Annotated in this window: 16 protein-coding genes; 10 read left to right on the forward strand and 6 right to left on the reverse strand. The window is 62.9% G+C overall.

The window, feature by feature from the left end; genetic code table 11:
* Window positions 1-44 precede the first annotated feature (44 nt).
* From tsaD to HII33_RS11370, 8 genes are all read left to right on the forward strand, one after another.
* On the forward strand, window positions 45-1067 hold the full coding sequence (gene tsaD / locus HII33_RS11335) for a tRNA (adenosine(37)-N6)-threonylcarbamoyltransferase complex transferase subunit TsaD (RefSeq protein ID WP_179395920.1): 1023 nt from the start codon (window positions 45-47) through the stop codon (window positions 1065-1067).
* 523 nt (window positions 1068-1590) lie between these two features.
* A complete protein-coding gene (locus tag HII33_RS11340) occupies window positions 1591-2553 on the forward strand; it encodes a LacI family DNA-binding transcriptional regulator (RefSeq protein WP_179395921.1) in 963 nt (320 codons plus the stop codon).
* A gap of 123 nt (window positions 2554-2676) precedes the next feature.
* A complete protein-coding gene (locus tag HII33_RS11345; RefSeq protein WP_179395922.1) occupies window positions 2677-4065 on the forward strand; it encodes a 6-phospho-beta-glucosidase in 1389 nt (462 codons plus the stop codon).
* Between the two features lie 177 nt (window positions 4066-4242).
* A complete protein-coding gene (locus tag HII33_RS11350) occupies window positions 4243-4581 on the forward strand; it encodes a hypothetical protein (protein ID WP_179395923.1) in 339 nt (112 codons plus the stop codon).
* An 86-nt stretch (window positions 4582-4667) separates the two neighbouring features.
* Entirely contained in the window at window positions 4668-6002 is a 1335-nt protein-coding gene (locus HII33_RS11355; protein ID WP_179395924.1) for a chloride channel protein, read from the forward strand.
* Between the two features lie 862 nt (window positions 6003-6864).
* Complete coding sequence (locus tag HII33_RS11360) at window positions 6865-7452, forward strand: hypothetical protein (protein WP_179395925.1); 588 nt, start codon at window positions 6865-6867, stop codon at window positions 7450-7452.
* Window positions 7437-7712 carry a hypothetical protein gene (locus tag HII33_RS11365; RefSeq protein WP_179395926.1) on the forward strand — a complete coding sequence of 92 codons (276 nt, stop codon included), beginning with the start codon at window positions 7437-7439 and terminating at the stop codon, window positions 7710-7712. Before HII33_RS11360 ends, HII33_RS11365 begins: the two co-directional genes overlap by 16 nt.
* A gap of 11 nt (window positions 7713-7723) precedes the next feature.
* Window positions 7724-8440 (forward strand): hypothetical protein, encoded by a 717-nt coding sequence (locus tag HII33_RS11370; RefSeq protein ID WP_179395927.1) that lies wholly within the window; start codon window positions 7724-7726, stop codon window positions 8438-8440.
* Here the strand turns inward: HII33_RS11370 and HII33_RS11375 are convergent.
* Both HII33_RS11375 and HII33_RS11380 read right to left on the reverse strand, forming a co-directional pair.
* Window positions 8427-9590, reverse strand: a complete 1164-nt coding sequence (locus tag HII33_RS11375; RefSeq protein ID WP_179395928.1) for an MFS transporter — start codon at window positions 9588-9590, stop codon at window positions 8427-8429. The two genes, HII33_RS11370 and HII33_RS11375, sit on opposite strands and share 14 nt — an antisense overlap.
* A gap of 151 nt (window positions 9591-9741) precedes the next feature.
* Entirely contained in the window at window positions 9742-11682 is a 1941-nt protein-coding gene (locus HII33_RS11380) for an ABC-F family ATP-binding cassette domain-containing protein (protein ID WP_179395929.1), read from the reverse strand.
* A 201-nt stretch (window positions 11683-11883) separates the two neighbouring features.
* On the opposite strand from HII33_RS11380, the gene HII33_RS11385 reads away from it, so the two are divergent.
* On the forward strand, window positions 11884-12543 hold the full coding sequence (locus tag HII33_RS11385; protein ID WP_179395930.1) for a redox-sensing transcriptional repressor Rex: 660 nt from the start codon (window positions 11884-11886) through the stop codon (window positions 12541-12543).
* 70 nt (window positions 12544-12613) lie between these two features.
* Here the strand turns inward: HII33_RS11385 and HII33_RS11390 are convergent, their stop codons facing one another.
* Window positions 12614-12814 (reverse strand): DUF2188 domain-containing protein, encoded by a 201-nt coding sequence (locus HII33_RS11390; RefSeq protein WP_179395931.1) that lies wholly within the window; start codon window positions 12812-12814, stop codon window positions 12614-12616.
* Between the two features lie 125 nt (window positions 12815-12939).
* A complete protein-coding gene (locus HII33_RS11395) occupies window positions 12940-13398 on the reverse strand; it encodes a GNAT family N-acetyltransferase (RefSeq protein ID WP_179395932.1) in 459 nt (152 codons plus the stop codon).
* A 368-nt stretch (window positions 13399-13766) separates the two neighbouring features.
* Between HII33_RS11395 and HII33_RS11400 the strand changes: the two genes are divergently transcribed.
* Window positions 13767-14480 carry a hypothetical protein gene (locus HII33_RS11400; RefSeq protein WP_179395933.1) on the forward strand — a complete coding sequence of 238 codons (714 nt, stop codon included), beginning with the start codon at window positions 13767-13769 and terminating at the stop codon, window positions 14478-14480.
* A gap of 256 nt (window positions 14481-14736) precedes the next feature.
* Here the strand turns inward: HII33_RS11400 and HII33_RS11405 are convergent, their stop codons facing one another.
* Together HII33_RS11405 and HII33_RS11410 are read right to left on the reverse strand one after the other, a co-directional pair.
* Window positions 14737-15018 (reverse strand): hypothetical protein, encoded by a 282-nt coding sequence (locus HII33_RS11405; RefSeq protein WP_179395934.1) that lies wholly within the window; start codon window positions 15016-15018, stop codon window positions 14737-14739.
* A complete protein-coding gene (locus tag HII33_RS11410) occupies window positions 15015-15572 on the reverse strand; it encodes a hypothetical protein (RefSeq protein WP_179395935.1) in 558 nt (185 codons plus the stop codon). The genes HII33_RS11405 and HII33_RS11410 overlap by 4 nt, the downstream gene beginning before the upstream one ends.
* Window positions 15573-15718 lie beyond the last annotated feature (146 nt).

Consider the following 15718-nt stretch of genomic DNA (forward strand, 5'->3'; position numbering starts at 1 on the left):
GACTGGCGCGCGGGCAAGACTCAAGACCCTGAATGGAGGACCCCATGACCCGAGAATTGATCTTAGCGTTTGAGAGCAGCTGCGACGAGACCAGTGTGGCCGTGATCGAGAATGGCGACACCATCCTCAGCAACATCATCGCCACGCAGATCAACTCCCACCAGCGCTTCGGTGGTGTCGTGCCCGAGGTGGCAAGCCGCCACCATGTCGAGCAGATCACCGAAGTCATCGACTTGGCACTCAAGGAAGCCGGCGTCGGTTACGCCGACCTGACGGCAGTGGCGGTGACGTATGGCCCCGGGCTGGTCGGCAGCCTGTTGATCGGCGTGACAGCGGCCAAAACGGTCGCGTTCGCCCATGACCTCCCGCTGATCCCGGTCAACCACATGGCCGGCCACATCTACGCAGCGCGCTTCGTACAGCCGCTCACCTATCCGCTGCTGGCGCTGGTCGTCTCCGGTGGCCACACCGAGCTGGTGGTGATGACGGCCCCCGGGACCTTCGAGATCATCGGGGACACGCGCGACGACGCGGCCGGGGAGGCCTACGACAAGATTGGCCGGGTGCTGGGGCTCCCTTATCCGGCGGGCAAAGAAGTTGATCGCATGGCGCACCTGGGGCAGGATACGTTTCATTTTCCCCGCGCCATGGCCGATTCCGAGTCCCTCGACTTCAGCTTCAGCGGCCTGAAATCGGCGTTCATCAACACGGTCCACCACGCCGACCAGATCGGGGAGGCGCTCGATCGCAACGACCTCGCGGCAAGCTTCCAAGCCGCGGTGGTCGACGTGCTGGTGCACAAGACCGAGCGTGCGCTGGCCGCCCATCCGGTCAGCCAGCTCGTGGTGGCCGGCGGGGTGGCGGCCAACCGTGGGCTGCGTGAGGCGCTCGCCGCGGCCCTGGCCGCCCGCTTCCCTAACGTCACCCTGATCGTGCCACCGGTGCGGCTGACTGGCGATAACGCCGCGATGATCGGTGCCGCCGCTCATGTCGAACTGGCCCATGGCCACTTGGCCGACGCCAGCCTGAACGCGGTGCCGGGGCTGGACTTTGCCCACGTGAATTAGGCCGTCGGCAAAGGTGGCCGGCACCCGCCAAGCGGCCTCGCCACACACCAAAGGTGGGATTGTGCCATAACCTCTGGTGGCACGACTATTCCAGAACGTTACGTGCCATAACGCAACGCCCTAGCCGTATAAGAGCGATCCCCCGCAATACCTAAGTTCGGGTTTTGCAGGGGATCGCTCTTATACTCTGGGCTAAAACCGCGTTATAGCACAGCCCCCACCTTTTTTTGACTCGGGACCGACCTGACGGGGCCTACTTAGCCCGCAGGTACTTGATCAGTGCCGCGACCAGCAATGCGCCGATCGCGATCACCGCTACGATGGCAAAACCCGTGACGATGTTGAACAGTGTGTCGCCCGTTGTCATTGGACCGCCTCCTCCGTGTGTGATGCGCCTAACTGCCCTAAGGATAGCACGTGGCGAGGGGGCGCCCAATAGACAAAGTGTGACCAGATCCGGCGGCCGGTTGGTCGGTGCCGGCGCAGTTCGGTATACTGGACTGGAGGGAATGGAGGCGGTCACATGGTCAATATTCAAGACGTCGCACGGCGGGCACGCACGTCGAAGTCGACAGTGTCGCGGGTGATCAGCGGCAACCCGCATGTCGCGGCCGCGACGCGGGCGCGGATCCTGGCGGCGATCGACGCGTTGCAGTACGTGCCCAACGGTCTGGCGCGGCAGATGCAGGCGCAGCGCTCGCACACGCTGGGCCTGCTGACGCGCGGGTACTTCCCGGTCACCGGGGATTACATGAACGCCTTCGCCAAGGTCGCCGCCAGCTACGGTTACCGGGTGACGGTGTTCTTCACCACCGACAAGGCATCGGAGCTGGCGGTCCTGGATCAGTTGCGCACGCACCTGCTTGACGGGGTGTGCCTGATGTCCAAGTTCAATGCGTGGGCCAAGATCCGGCCGTATGCCGAATACGGGCCGATCGCGACGTGGCGGCGCGTCGAGTCACGCCAGATCTACTCCAGCTTCGTCGACCACGAGCCGGTGTACCGGCAGATCCTCGATTACCTGCACGCGCAGGGGGACACGCGTATCGGCCACGTGTTCAACGCGCGCGAGAGCTCGAACACACAGGCGCGGCTGCGCGCCATCGCCGTGGACGCTGCGGCCCATCCCGGTACGGATCACCGCTGGCAGCGCTTCTATTCAGCGCAAGAAGGCAGCGGGGCGGCCGCTGCGGTCCAGTGGCTGGCCGACCCGGCCGCGCCGCCGGTGGTCGTGATCTACTCCGACTACGTTGCGGCCGACTTCATCGCTGAGCTGCGCACCCACGGCCGGCAGGTGCCGGGCGACTGCCGGGTGTTCGGCTTCGATAACTCCGCGTTCGGGCGGGTGATGCAACTGACGACGGTCGAGCCGTTCCTCGCCCAGCAGGCGCACAACGCCTTCGCCTACCTCTACACGCAGCTGACCGCCACGCCGCTGCCGGTCCAGGTGATCCAGCCGCAGCTGGTGTTTCGCGAAACATGCTGACGGAGGCGTTATTTATCCCTGTCACACCGTGTGGGCAAGCCCTACACGGTGTTTTTGTATCCAAAATCCTTGACGTGGGATTGATCCCACGCGGTAGGGTAGACCCATAGGAGGGATGCGATCATGAGTCATGAAGCACTAAAGATGGTGACGATCGGTGGCGGGTCGAGCTATACCCCGGAGCTGATCGAAGGGTACATCAAGCGCGCGGATCAGCTGCCGATCAAGGAGATCTGGCTGGTGGATATTCCGGCCGGCGAAACCAAGCTCAACATTGTCGGCGCGATGGCGCAGCGAATGGTCAAGGCGGCCGGGCTGGACTGGGAGGTCCACCTGACGCTGGACCGGCGCGCAGCGCTGAAGGACGCGGACTTTGTCTCCACGCAGTTTCGCGTTGGGCTGATGCAGGCGCGGGTCAAAGACGAGCGGATCCCGGGGTCCTACGGGATGCTGGGCCAGGAGACCAACGGGGCGGGCGGGATCTTCAAGGCCTTCCGCACGGTACCGGTGATCCTCGACATCGTCGCGGACATGAAGGCGCTGTGCCCCGACGCGTGGCTGATCAACTTCACGAACCCGAGCGGCATGATCACCGAGGCGATCAAGACGTACGGGCAGTGGGATAAGGTGATCGGGCTGTGCAACGTGCCGGTGATGGCGATGATGACTGAGCCGGCTTTGATCGGCAAAACGCTGGACCAGCTGACCTATCAGTTCGCCGGGATCGATCACTTCCACTGGCACCGCGTGTACGATGAGACGGGGCGCGAAGTGACGATGGACATCCTGGACGCGATGGCGCGCGGCGACGCCGGGTTACCGAAGAACATTTTTGACGTTCAGTTCTTCCCGGAGCAGCTCGCGCAGATGAAGCTGATCCCGTGTGGTTACCACCGCTACTACTACCGCCAAGAAGAGATGCTGGCGCACGCGCTGGAAGAGCAGGCGGCCGGCGACACCCGCGCCCAGCACGTGATGGCGATCGAAGCCGAGCTGTTCGAGCTCTACAAGGATCCGCACCTGGACTACAAGCCCAAGCAGTTGGCCGAGCGCGGCGGTGCGCACTACAGCGACGCGGCGTGCGAGGCGATCGCCTCGGTGTACGGGGACAAGCGCACGCACATGGTGGTGTCGACGCTGAACCGCGGTGCGGTGCCGGATCTGCCGGCGGACCACGTGGTGGAAGTCTCCGCGCAGATCGGGGCTGCCGGCGCGATCCCCCTGACGTTCGGGCATTTTCAGCCGGCCGAGCGCGGCTGGTTGCAGTTGATGAAAAACATGGAGCTCGTGATCGATGAAGCCGCCGTCACCGGTGACTACGGCCTGGCGCTACAGGCCTTCTTGATGAATCCGCTGATCCCGGGTGGCCAGCACGCCAAGGACCTGCTCGACGAGATGCTGGTCGCCAACAAGGCCCACCTCCCGCAGTTCGCCGCCAAGATCGCCGCGCTCGAGGCCGCCGGCGTGCACGTGCACGATGAGGTCGCGGCCCACATCGACGAGACGCTGTAGACGCCAGAAGACGCTTTGCCTGCAATGCGGGCGACGCGTCTTTTGGCGTGCATGAGCCGGTAGTATCGGCTGTACGGAATGTCTAGATTAAAAAATTCTAATGGTACATGGCCAGGACTTGTGCACCAAGGCGGGGTCTGCGATGCTGGGGGCAATGGCATAAGAGGAGGCCTTGGGATGAAGAGACGAAAGCTTTCCCTGAATGGTTGGATCAAACTTGCCTTGGTGGTGATCGTGGTCGCGTTCGTTGGGGTACACCTGACGCCGACGATCGCGATCCGCTACGCGCTGTTCAAAGCAGGCGAGTATGAGATGCTCACCACCGCGACGATCCGACGCGTACCGGATGCACGCGCCCCGTATGAACCGGCAACGGCGTTCTGGGCCCCACGGCTCTACGAGGTAATCCCAGACACCAGCCACGCGAAGGATTATGTCACCGCCCATCTTCCCCCTGACCTGTATGAGGTGCAGACGCTGGGGTTGAGTTTTGCGACATACACGTCTGGGACTTGATCTCAGCGTCAGTGACTGGGCCGTTGCGTGGTGCGGCCGGGGATGTGCTAAGATAGACTGAAAGCTAATCTGAAAGTGGGAGCGCATTGAAGTCACAACACAATCTCGGCCTGGCGATCGTCACGGTCACCGTCGGCCTGCTCGCGGGCTTGGGGGCCGTGGCGCTGAGCCTGTTCCTGGAGTTCGTCACGCATGTTTTGCTCAATTATGAAGAGACCGCGCGCCAGCCCTTCGCTGCGGGGGTGCCACCGGTGCAGCGCGTCGCCGTGCTAGCCGGGGTCGGGCTGCTGGCCGCCAACCTGTGGTGGGTGGTACGTAACCGGATGCGGCCGACCGTCAGTGTGAAAAACGCGGTGGACGGGCAGCCAATGCCGGTCGCGACCACGCTGGTGCACACGTTCACGCAGATGCTGTTCGTCGGCGCCGGCGGGTCGGTCGGCCGTGAGCTCGCGCCACGTGAGTTGGCCGCGATGCTGGCGCAATGGTGGCAGCGGCGCTTGCAGCGGTGGGGCTTGGACTTGAGCCCCGCCGATCAGCAGCTGGTCGTGGCCGCGGCCGCCGGCGCCGGCTTTGCCGGCGTCTACATCGCACCGATCACAGGGATGTTGTTTGCCGTCGAGATCCTGCTGCAGCGCATCTCGCGGCGGGCGGTCGTGGTCAGCCTGAGCATGTCGGTGATCGCGACGTTCGTCGGCGCGACGCTCAAAGGCTTCAAGCCGTATTATTTGCTGGGGTCGACGCCGTTCAGTCCGCGCCTATGCCTCGCGATCCTCGCGGTCGGGCCGGTGTGCGGGCTGGTCGGCGCCCTGTTCCGCCGGGCGATCCAGTGGGCAGCGGTGCGCCAGGCCCAACGTCGGCCGCTTTTGTGGCAGCTACCGCTAGCGGCGCTGATCACGGGGCTGATCGCGGTGGTTTTTCCCCAAGTCACGGGGAACGGGCGCGCCTTCGCTCAGATGGTGTTCAATAACCGGCTGGCCGACCTCGTACCGCTCCTGCTGGTCGGCGCGCTGGTCAAGGCGCTGGTAACGCTGATGAGCATCGCCGCCGGTGCAGCCGGGGGCACACTGACCCCGTCGATCGCCGTCGGGGCGGCCGTCGGGGCTGCGGTTGGCACGGCCGTGAACCTCTGGCTCACGCCGGTGGTCGTCTGGCAGTGCGCCGTGGTCGGCGCGGCGGCCGTCTTGGCGGTCACCCAGCAGGCACCGCTGATGGCGATGATGATGGTGTTCGAAGTCAGTCACCTCAGTTACGCGGCCTTCCTGCCACTGGCGCTGGGTATTGCCTTGGCACTGATTGTGGCGAACTGGTTCACCGACACCCGCCGTATGCCGCCGGAAGCAGTCGGTGAGACCGAGACCGCCGATCTGTTGCAGGCCAAAGGCGAGCAGGTGTTGGCGGCCAAAAAGCAAGGAAACGGGTAGTGGTGCGTGGTCAGGCCGAATCTGCGCCGTCTGATCCGAGCATAATTATGAAACAGCACGTTCCGAACATGGGACGTGCTGTTTTTGGTGTGGGCTGGATGATGGCGGGGTCGTGCTTTGGGGGCGTCGAGTGGCGTTCTGGATCGTCGAACTGCGAAGCGCGTGCGGATGCGGCCTAAGTCGGCCCACCACAAGGCCACGCCCGGGGGATGCGCACAATATTGTGGCTTTGGGGCTGACGTTGGGCGGGGACTCACCAACGGTTGGGTGCTTGCTTACTGCTTCCCGATTGCCGTCGAGCTGCGGACGCGCCCGCTAAGCCCGCGAGTCCTCCGCTCTGGTTTTTACACACACCAAAGCCGCCCTCAGGGCACCTGAGGACGCCTTTGGCTGACTACCGCGGCTGTCCCGCGGGGGCGCCCGGCCGGGGGTGAACGGTCTGCCATCGACCGGCCGGGTGGTGACGCGGTCAGTCTGCGTCACCGTCTTGATTATCCCGCCAGATTCAGACCGTCTGGCGTGGCAGCGTGCAGTTGCACCGATCACCACCGTCTTGCCTTGTGCCCGGTGGTGTCATCCGACTTAGACCAGCTAACGTGAGCATACTCATCACGCCTCACCGTATCGATACTCCGGGCCTAGCCTACTGAGGAAGCAATATCCCCTGGATGATTTCGGCTACCCGTCGGTGAACGACCGCGTTGCGCTGACGCGACCACCAGGCGAGCTCCCCTTGGATTACCTGCAGTCTACTGCGGGGCGATTTTTTTGGCAAGTGAAACGACTCGAACAATCGCGAGGCAAAATCTGGGCGTTTTGGCGGCGTGGCGCGTACACTGTGAGCATCAAAGGAGGGGGTCGGATGGAGACGATGAAAGGGGCGCTGACGGTTAACGGCTGGATCGTCAATGCTGTATCGACGCGGTGGCTAACGTCCAGTGCAGTGTGGACGCCTGAGGATTTTATTGTGCTCGGGGTCGATGAATGGTTCGATGGCGCGGGACGGCGGTTGGATCTGCCACCACAAACGGTCTGGATGCGCTTCGAGTCACGGGCGGCAAAGCTGTCAGCGACGTTGCCGAGTATTGGCATGCGTTTACAGGTCACGGGGATAGTCGCCGCGCTGACGGTCGTCCAGGCGCTGCCGCGAGTGCAGCCGTTGCTGACTCAGATCGCAATGGTTCGACGACGGATCGTCGATCAAGGAGTGCTCTGGCTGAAGCAGGCGTGGCCGGATATGCGGCAAGCAGGGGAGAAGGTCTGGCTCCGCCACCTCGCCACGCGCTTCCGCCGGTTGGCGCCGCGCTACCTGGCGGGCCAGCTAACGCTGGATCAGTTCCATCAGGCGCTGGCCCTCAGGTGGCGACGGGGCCAGCGTTCATGCGGCAGTCCGCCGCGCGACTTTTTGCCCGCCAACGCCGGCTGGCACAGGCCTTGGACGCGACGCTGACGGCGCGGCTGACGCGGCATTATGTGCTGACGGACTTGCGCCAAGTTCGCCTGTTGCGGATCGGCTTCGACCCGCTGCGGCGGTACCAGGCGCCCCAGCCACACAAAGCTAAGCGCGCTTGGTACCGGCACGAGCTGACGCAACGGCTACAGGCCCAGCGTCTGGACCGGCTCCGGCGGGGGTTGCCCCTGGTCGAGCCGCGAGATGTCGCGGCCGTCGGGGTGGCGGTCCCGTGGACGCCGGTGGCACCGGAAGAATAGGAGGAGAGCAGATGGAGACGATGACTTTAGGGCGCGCCGCGGTCGACGCACGGGTGCTCGGCGGCAGCACGGAGTGGACGCTGGGGGCCGGCGACCAGCTGGTGCGCGCAGACATGGTGCTGCTGACGCCGACGCTGATCGAGGCCGTCGGTGAGGGTGAGCTGAAGGTGGCCGACACGCTAGACGAGCTGCGGCTACCATACAACGCGGCGGTGATCGGGCACCACGTGCAGATGGGGGACGCGCTGACGCTGACGGGCACGCTGGTCCGCTACCGCGCGGTGCCGGCTGCGGCGGTCGCAGCGGCTCGAGCCCAGCAGGCGGCGGTGATCGCAGCGCTCGACCAGGCGACGAACGCGTGGGCGAAGCGGGTGCTGGACCCCGCGACGCAAAAAACCGTTGCGCACCAGCTTGCCCAGCGGCGCAACGGCATGATCGATCTGACGGCTCAGCTGGATCAGCTCCATGACCTGCTCCAGGCGCGCCACTATGATGCGTTCAGCGCACTGGCGGATGCACAGCACCAGCGGTGGGCGGACTGGCGGACGTGGCTGGTCGGTCACTTGGCGTGGCGCACGGCGGTGGTGCAGCTGACCAGCCTGGACCCGGTCAGCGAGGCCACCGGTGCGGTTTTGGCCGACCCGCTGCCGTTCGACCCGACCCAGTTGAACTCGGCTGCCTATCGCCACGCGCACTTTCGCCAGTGGCTGACGACTAGCGCGCCTTGAGGTGCAGGAGGCGGGTCTGCCAGAGCAGCACCCCGCCCATCAGGAGCGTGAAGGCGAGGATGTAGACCGGATAGAGCCGGATCGTCGCCACGCTGGCGAGCAGGCCGAACAACGGTGGGGCGAAGGTCGAGCCGACGTAGGCCGCGGCCATCTGCAGGCCGATGACGGCTTGCGAGCGGTCGGCGCCGAAGTTGGTCGGCGTCTCGTGGATGATCGTCGGGTAGATCGGCGCGCACCCGACACCGAAGACCACTAGGCCGACCAGCGCGAACGAGACCGGTAGTGGCAGGAGGATCAACGCCACGCCGGCGAGCATGATGGCCGTGCCCAGCCCGAGCATCCGTCGGTCGCCCAGCCGGTCGGCGATGATCCCTGACAGGAAGCGACCGACGGTGATGCCAATGTAGAACAGGGCGGCGAAGCGCGCCGCGGTGGTCACGCTCACGGCGCGCGCCTGCACCAGGTAGCTAGCCGCCCAAATGCCGGCGGTCCCTTCAAGGGCGCAGTAGGCGAGAAAGGCGATGAGCGCTTGTGGCAGGCCGCGCAGCCGCAGTAGGGCCGGCAGACGCAGTGCGGTGGTCGGGACCTGTGTCTCGGTCGGCGAGCGGTGCGCCCACAGCGGCAGGCTGAAGACCAAGATCACGGTCAGCGCCACCTGCACGATCCCGATGATCCGGTAGCCACTTTGCCACCCCAGCTGGTGGGTCAAGGCAAAACTCATTACGTTCGGGCTGATCGCCGCGCCCAGCCCCCAGAAGCAGTGGAGCCAGTTCATCTGACGCCCGGCGTAGTGCAGTGCGACGTAGTTATTCAGTGCGGCGTCCACCGCCCCAGCGCCCAGCCCGTATGGCACGGCCCAGACGCACAGCCAGATGAAGCTCGGCGACAGTGAGAACCCGAACAGCGCGAGGGCGGTCGTCGCGACGCTAGCCGCAGTGACCCGCCCGGCGCCGAATCGCCGGGTCAGCCGGTCGGACAGGAGGCTGGAGATGATCGTGTCCGCCGAGATCAGCATCGTGATGATACCAGCGTATGCAGTGGGCACACCCAGCTGGACGTGCATCGCCGGCCAGCCGGCGCCGATCAGAGAATCCGGCAACCCGAGGCTGATGAAGGCGAGGTAGATGATGACAAGTAATAATGAGAACATGAGACCCTCCGAATAAGCATTACCTGCCTATTCTAAGGGAGTGACGGGGAATGTCAACGGTTACATGGCCAAAATGGGGCAGTGATGACGGGGCCGGTGGCGCGACGGCAAAAAAACTCGCCCCTTCACAGGGACGAGCGGTGCGGGTGACTCATTGTTGCATCTCCTCCAGCGCCAGGCTGGCTTCCTCCCAGGCGTCTTCTGTCGTTGCTACCTGGGCGTTGACCGCGTCGAGCTGGGTCTGGAGGTCCTGCATCTTGACGTAGTCGGTCAGGACCGCCGGGGCGGTCATTGCCGTCTGCAAGGCGTCGGCCTGGTCGTTCAGCGCGCTCAGCGTGTCCTCCAGCTTGGCGACCTCGCGTTCAAGCTTGCGCTGGGCCTTCTGGTCGGCCTTGCTCTGCTGGTAGTTGACTGCGGCGGCCGAGGCCACCGGGCCGCTGGTCTCGCCGGCGGCTTCGGCTTCGGCGGCCAGGGTCTCTTGCAGTTTCTCCTGGTAGTAGTCCCAGTTGCCGAGGTACAGGCGACTGCCGGTCGGCTGGACGGCGATGATGTTGGTCGCCAGCTCGTTGATGAAGTACCGGTCGTGGCTGACGAAGAGCACGGTGCCGGCAAAATCGGCCAGCGCCTGCTCCAGCACCTCCTTGGAGTTGATATCCAGGTGATTGGTCGGCTCGTCGAGGATCAGGAAGTTGTCGTGCTTCAAGGCGAGTTTGGTCAGCTCCAGCCGCGCCTTTTGGCCCCCGGAGAGGTCGCCGACGCGCTTCTCGAGGTCATTTGCGTCGAACAAGAAGGCGGCCAAGGCGGCCCGGATGTCTTTTTCCGGCATGGTCGGGTGGTCATCCCAGATCTCGTCGATCACCGACTTGTCCCAGTGCAGCTGGTGCTGATCCTGGTCGTAGTAGCCGGTGGTGACGTTGGTGCCGAACTTCGCGGTGCCGGCAAGAAAGGGGATCTGGCCGAGCACGGACTTGAGCAGTGTGGACTTGCCGACGCCGTTGGGGCCGATGATGGCGATGCGGTCGCCCTTGTTGACTTGAAAATCGATCGGGCCGGCCATCGGCTCCGCCGCCTCGTAGCCGACGGTCGCGCCGACCACCTTGAGCACCTCGTTGCCGGACGTCTTGTCCGGAGTGAAGCGGAAGTGGACGGTCTTCTCCGGGCCATCGGGGCGCGGCAGGCGGTCCATCTTCTCGAGCTGCTTGCGCCGTGCCTGGGCCTGCTTGGTGGTCGAGGCGCGCACGATGTTCTTGTCGACGAACTCCTGCAGCTTGGCGATCTCCTCTTGTTGCTTCTCGTAGGCCTTCCAGGCCAGCGCGCGGTTCTGCGCTTTTTGGCTCAGGTAGCCGGAGTAGTTCGTCCGGTAGTGGACCGCGCGGCTCGGGGTCAGCTCGTAGATCTCGGTGACGACGTGGTCGAGGAAGTACTGGTCGTGCGAGACGGTCAGCAGGGCGCCGGCGTATCCGCGCAGGTAGCCTTCCAGCCACGTCAGCGTGTCGATGTCCAAGTGGTTGGTCGGCTCGTCCAAGACGATCAGGTCGTGGTGTTCGAGCAGGAGCTTCGCCAAGGCCAACCGCGAGCGCTCACCGCCGCTCAGCGTGTGGATCGGCATGGTCCAGGTGGCCTCCGGGAAGTTGAAGCCCGCTAAGACCCCGCGGATCTCGGCGCGGTAGCCGTAGCCGTTAGCGGCCTCGAAGTCGTGTTGAAGCTGGTCGTACTGGCGCATCACCGCTTCGAACTGCGCCTGGTCCTGCGCCAAGGCAGGGTCGGCGATCTGCGCTTCGAGCGCGTGCATGCGGGTTTCCATCGCGATCACTGGCGCGAAGATGGTCAGCATCTCGTCGAAGATCGCCCGGTTGGAGTCCAGCCCGGAGTCCTGCGCGAGGTAGCCGATCGAGACGTTCTTGCCGGTGGTGACCTGGCCGCCGTCCGGTGGGTTCAGGCCGGCGAGGATCTCCAGCAGGGTGGTCTTGCCGATCCCGTTGGGGCCGACCAGCCCGACGCGGGCGTTGGTCTGGACCTCCAAGCTGATGCCGGTGAAGAGGTCATTGCCGTCGAACGTGCGCCCGACCCCTTGGGCTTGCATGATGATCATGGTATCGTGTCCTTTCAGTGCATTCCTGTTCAGTGTACCATAATCGGTGCAGAGGTAATTGTGAAAAAAATTGAGCAAGTCAGCCCGTGACGCTTGCAGGTTCACCCAAAAGCGGTTACTATAAATTTGATAGTATGCCGTGCTTTTCACAAAGCGGCATGACAAGCCGTGCGCCCAGTGCGCACCCAGAGGAGGAACATCATGGCTGAAACGATCATCCCGAAGGCAACGGCCAAGCGCCTGCCGTTGTATTACCGGTACCTGAACTTCCTGGCCAATTCCGGCACGACCAAGATCAGTTCGACGGAACTCTCCGAGGCGGTCAAGGTGGATTCTGCCACGATCCGCCGCGACTTCTCGTACTTCGGCGCGCTCGGCAAGCGCGGCTATGGCTACGATGTGATGGACCTGATCAAGTTCTTCAAGAAGATCCTGAACCAGGACCGCCTGACCAACGTTGCGCTGGTCGGGGTCGGGAACCTCGGTCACGCGCTGTTGAACTACAACTTCCGGCAGGCCAACAACATCCGCATCTCCGCGGGCTTCGACGTGAACCCGGAGATCGCCGGCACGATCCAAAGCGGGGTGCCGGTCTACCCGATGGAAGAGCTGGCCAACCAGATCCGGCAGCAGCAGATCGAGATCGTGATCCTGACCGTCCCGACCGACGCTGCACAGTCGCTGACCGACGAGCTCGTCGCTGCCGGCATCAAGGGCATCATGAACTTCACGCCGATCCGCATCTCCGTGCCGAGCTACGTCCGGGTCCAGAACGTGGACCTCGCGACGGAGTTACAGACGCTGATCTACTTCCTCGACCACTACGGCCCGACGCTGCAAGAGAGCGACGACGCTGAGTAAGCGCGGGCACGCAAAAGCCGCCTCCGAATGGGAGGCGGCTTTTGTGTTGCCCAGCAGGCGGCGATGTGGCTCACGCCCGCGCGTAGGCCGCGCGGCTCTCGGTGCTCGCGGCGCGGTACCACTGGTGAGCTTCGCGTAGGGCCATCATCAACGCCAAGTGTTCCGGGACGTTATCGGCCATCATTTGGTTGGCCAGCTCGATCGCTTTTTTGCGTACCAGCTGGCGTACCGGGATCAAGGGGTCGGGACAGTTCGTCATCGTCCAAGTCATCTGGTCACCTCCAAAGTGTGTGGGTCGGTCGCTGTTCTTATTGTAGCGAGTTGACCGGGGCAGATGCGAGGATGAAGGTCGACTGATATCAGATCCGCGCGGCTGGCGCGGGTCACGGGTGGCGGTCACGCGCGGACGTGCAGCACCGCCATGGTGTCGTCACCGTCCGTCATGCCTTGGACGACCTCGAAGCCGTGCTTGGCGTAAAACTGCGCGGCGACGCGGTTGGTCGGCGCGTAGCTGAGCACGATGTCTCGGACGGCCCACTGGTGGGTGATCTGCGCACAGATCAGCGGTAGGAACTGGCCACCGAGCCCTTGGTGCTGTAAGGCGGCGTCGATCATGAACCGGTCCAGCCAGATGTAGCCTTGGGCAGCGTTATAGGCGCCGACCATCGCAAAGCCGACCGCCACCCCGTCGCGAACTAGGGCGAAGGGGTGCCAGTCGAATTGCGGATCGGTGCGGACTTCGGCGAGCGACTGTGCGTTCGGCTCGATGAAGGCCAGCTGGTCGGGCGCGACTTGCAGCGCGATGACTGCGCGGACGTTATCGGGGGTGACGGGTGTGATCGTGAGTGCGGACATTGGCGTGACTCCAGTCTCGTTTTGAGTCATTATACCACCGCGCGCAGCCCCGATACCGGCGATGCGCGGCTGGGGGCGTGGCGCTGGTCAGGACCGGCGCGCTCGCTAATGCGAATTGGTTATATTATGAGCTAAAAAGGGACGGCGATATCAATAAAATCCTGAATCGGTACGGCTTAATCCTAGCACGCTTTAACCGTCTCTTACGGTTTAATAGAGCCGATTCTGTCCACCTGATACGCAAGGCCGGACATGTTTGAACTAAAAATTGGTCCTGTGAGTCAATCGTTTTCAATTCCACCTGGCAGGTGTTATGATTAGCCCAAGTTTGGATGAGCGAATGAGGGATCGGTAAGGGGGACGACAATATGACCAAGGCCCAACAATGGTGGCTCGCGGGCTTGGCGATCGCGGTGGTCGCGGCGGCGAGTCTCGGACTTTATCGTGACGACCGGGGCGCCAAGCCCGCGCCGCTGTCAGTAACGCCGCATAGTGGCGGCGTGAAAGATCGCCAGTCTGGTCCAGACCTGTTCTTGGACGCCAAAACACCTGCGGTTGAATCCGTGAGCGACTTAGAGAAGACCGCGCAGTCAATCGTGATCGCCACTAAAACGGTGCAACATGAGCCGACCGTCAACTACGGGGCTGAAGGGGGCATCGACATTGCCTATACGCACTCGGACTTTGTGGTCGATCGGGTGATCCGCGGGACGCAACTTCGGGCGGGGGAGACGTTCAATATTCTGGAGAACGAGGCCTATAACGCCAAGCAGGATGTGACCTACCACATCGCAGGCTATACGTTGATGGATGTCGGCGCGAAATATCTACTTTTTCTGACGTACTCGGCGCATGATGGCTGGTACCTCGTCCAAGGCATGAACACGGGCAAAGTGGCGTTGGACAGCAGTGGCACTAAGCACGCCGACCAGGTGCTTGAATCCGTCCGTGCGCGCGCCGCGGCAACGCGCGAAGACCAGTCAGGCGATCGGCGTGAGATTCTAGAGAACGCCGAGCGAGACGCGCGCATTTATGCGGCGGTACGCGCCAAGTACGCCGCACAAATTGCGACGGTCCAGTAGTTGGGTGGCCATGCGCGCTTTTGAGTCGCAGTGTAACGGCCTCACGCCAGTATTCGTCCGGCGTGAGGCCGTTTCGTTGGACTGAGCGACAGCGCGCCGGGCTTTGAGCCACGCGCACACTTGGCGATGACAGGCGGACCGTTCAAAAACGCCTCAACACGGGTTGGGGCGCTTGGTGATCATTCGCGAGTCGAAGCGGGGTTAAATTGGCCCAAGCGCCAGACATCGTGTGGCCGACCGCCTTCATTAGGGGCCCTCAGGGCTGCGAGGGCGAGGTGAGCACCAATAATTCATAGACGTTGTTGTGCCGGACAATGACGCTCAGCTTCTGGGCCGGATTGTCGAACGCGTACGAGATGCCAGTCTTTGGCGTGTATCTGATCTTTCGGTCGCGGGTGGGGCCTTTGACGATCTCATACGCTGAAGGGGCGGTTGACTTAGATTGCTCGGCGAGCTTTGTGCCGAGGCCCCCGATCCCGATGCCGATGAGCAACGCGGCAACAATTTTGCTAATGGGAACCAGCTTAGACTTTTTCATTTGAGACGAAGTCCGTCGTACTGATCGCTGAGGACGACATTACTGGCATAGGAGGTCGACAGAAGGGCGTTGTTCATATTGCGGTCGGGTTTGACGAGGAAACGAGTTGCCTTGACGTCGGCGTAGTAGCCCACAGCGCCAAGCCGACCCGAAGGAACTGGAAAGCTGTACGTGATGGTCGTGGTGCCGGAAAAATTAAAACTTGCTGATCCAGCGCCGTATGAGGCAGACGCGGAGCCTGAGAAAGATTCCCCCTTTCCGAAGCTGACGGTGGCGGGCCCTTTAGCATATCCAGAAATAGCCTTTAGGAATTTGTGCTTTGTCGTATGCGAAGATACGGTAGTGAATGTTGAGTGGGTGCCCGTGGCGTCTTTAACGGGTGGGGTGAAGTAGGGATTTGAGGTCACATCGCCATCTTGCGTACCGATCTCTGGGAGGTTATTGTCGTCAGAAATTGGGATGATCGCGTCAGTCGCTGCAGAGACATTTGACGTTGTCCCCATTGCCGATCCCATCAAAGCTAAAGGTAGGATGAACCAAAGTCGCTTAATCATTTTCTTTCCCTCCATTCGGATGTGTAAATACTCATATTACTTCATCTAAAAAAGGCCGCTACGAAAAGCCGCCTAACAGACGAATACCCTCGGGGCCGGCTCAATTTTGGCCAACACCGATCGCATTAAGACTAGCGTTGACACCG

It is taken from the genome of Lacticaseibacillus absianus, from assembly GCF_013407595.1.
Lineage (GTDB): Bacteria > Bacillota > Bacilli > Lactobacillales > Lactobacillaceae > Lacticaseibacillus > Lacticaseibacillus absianus.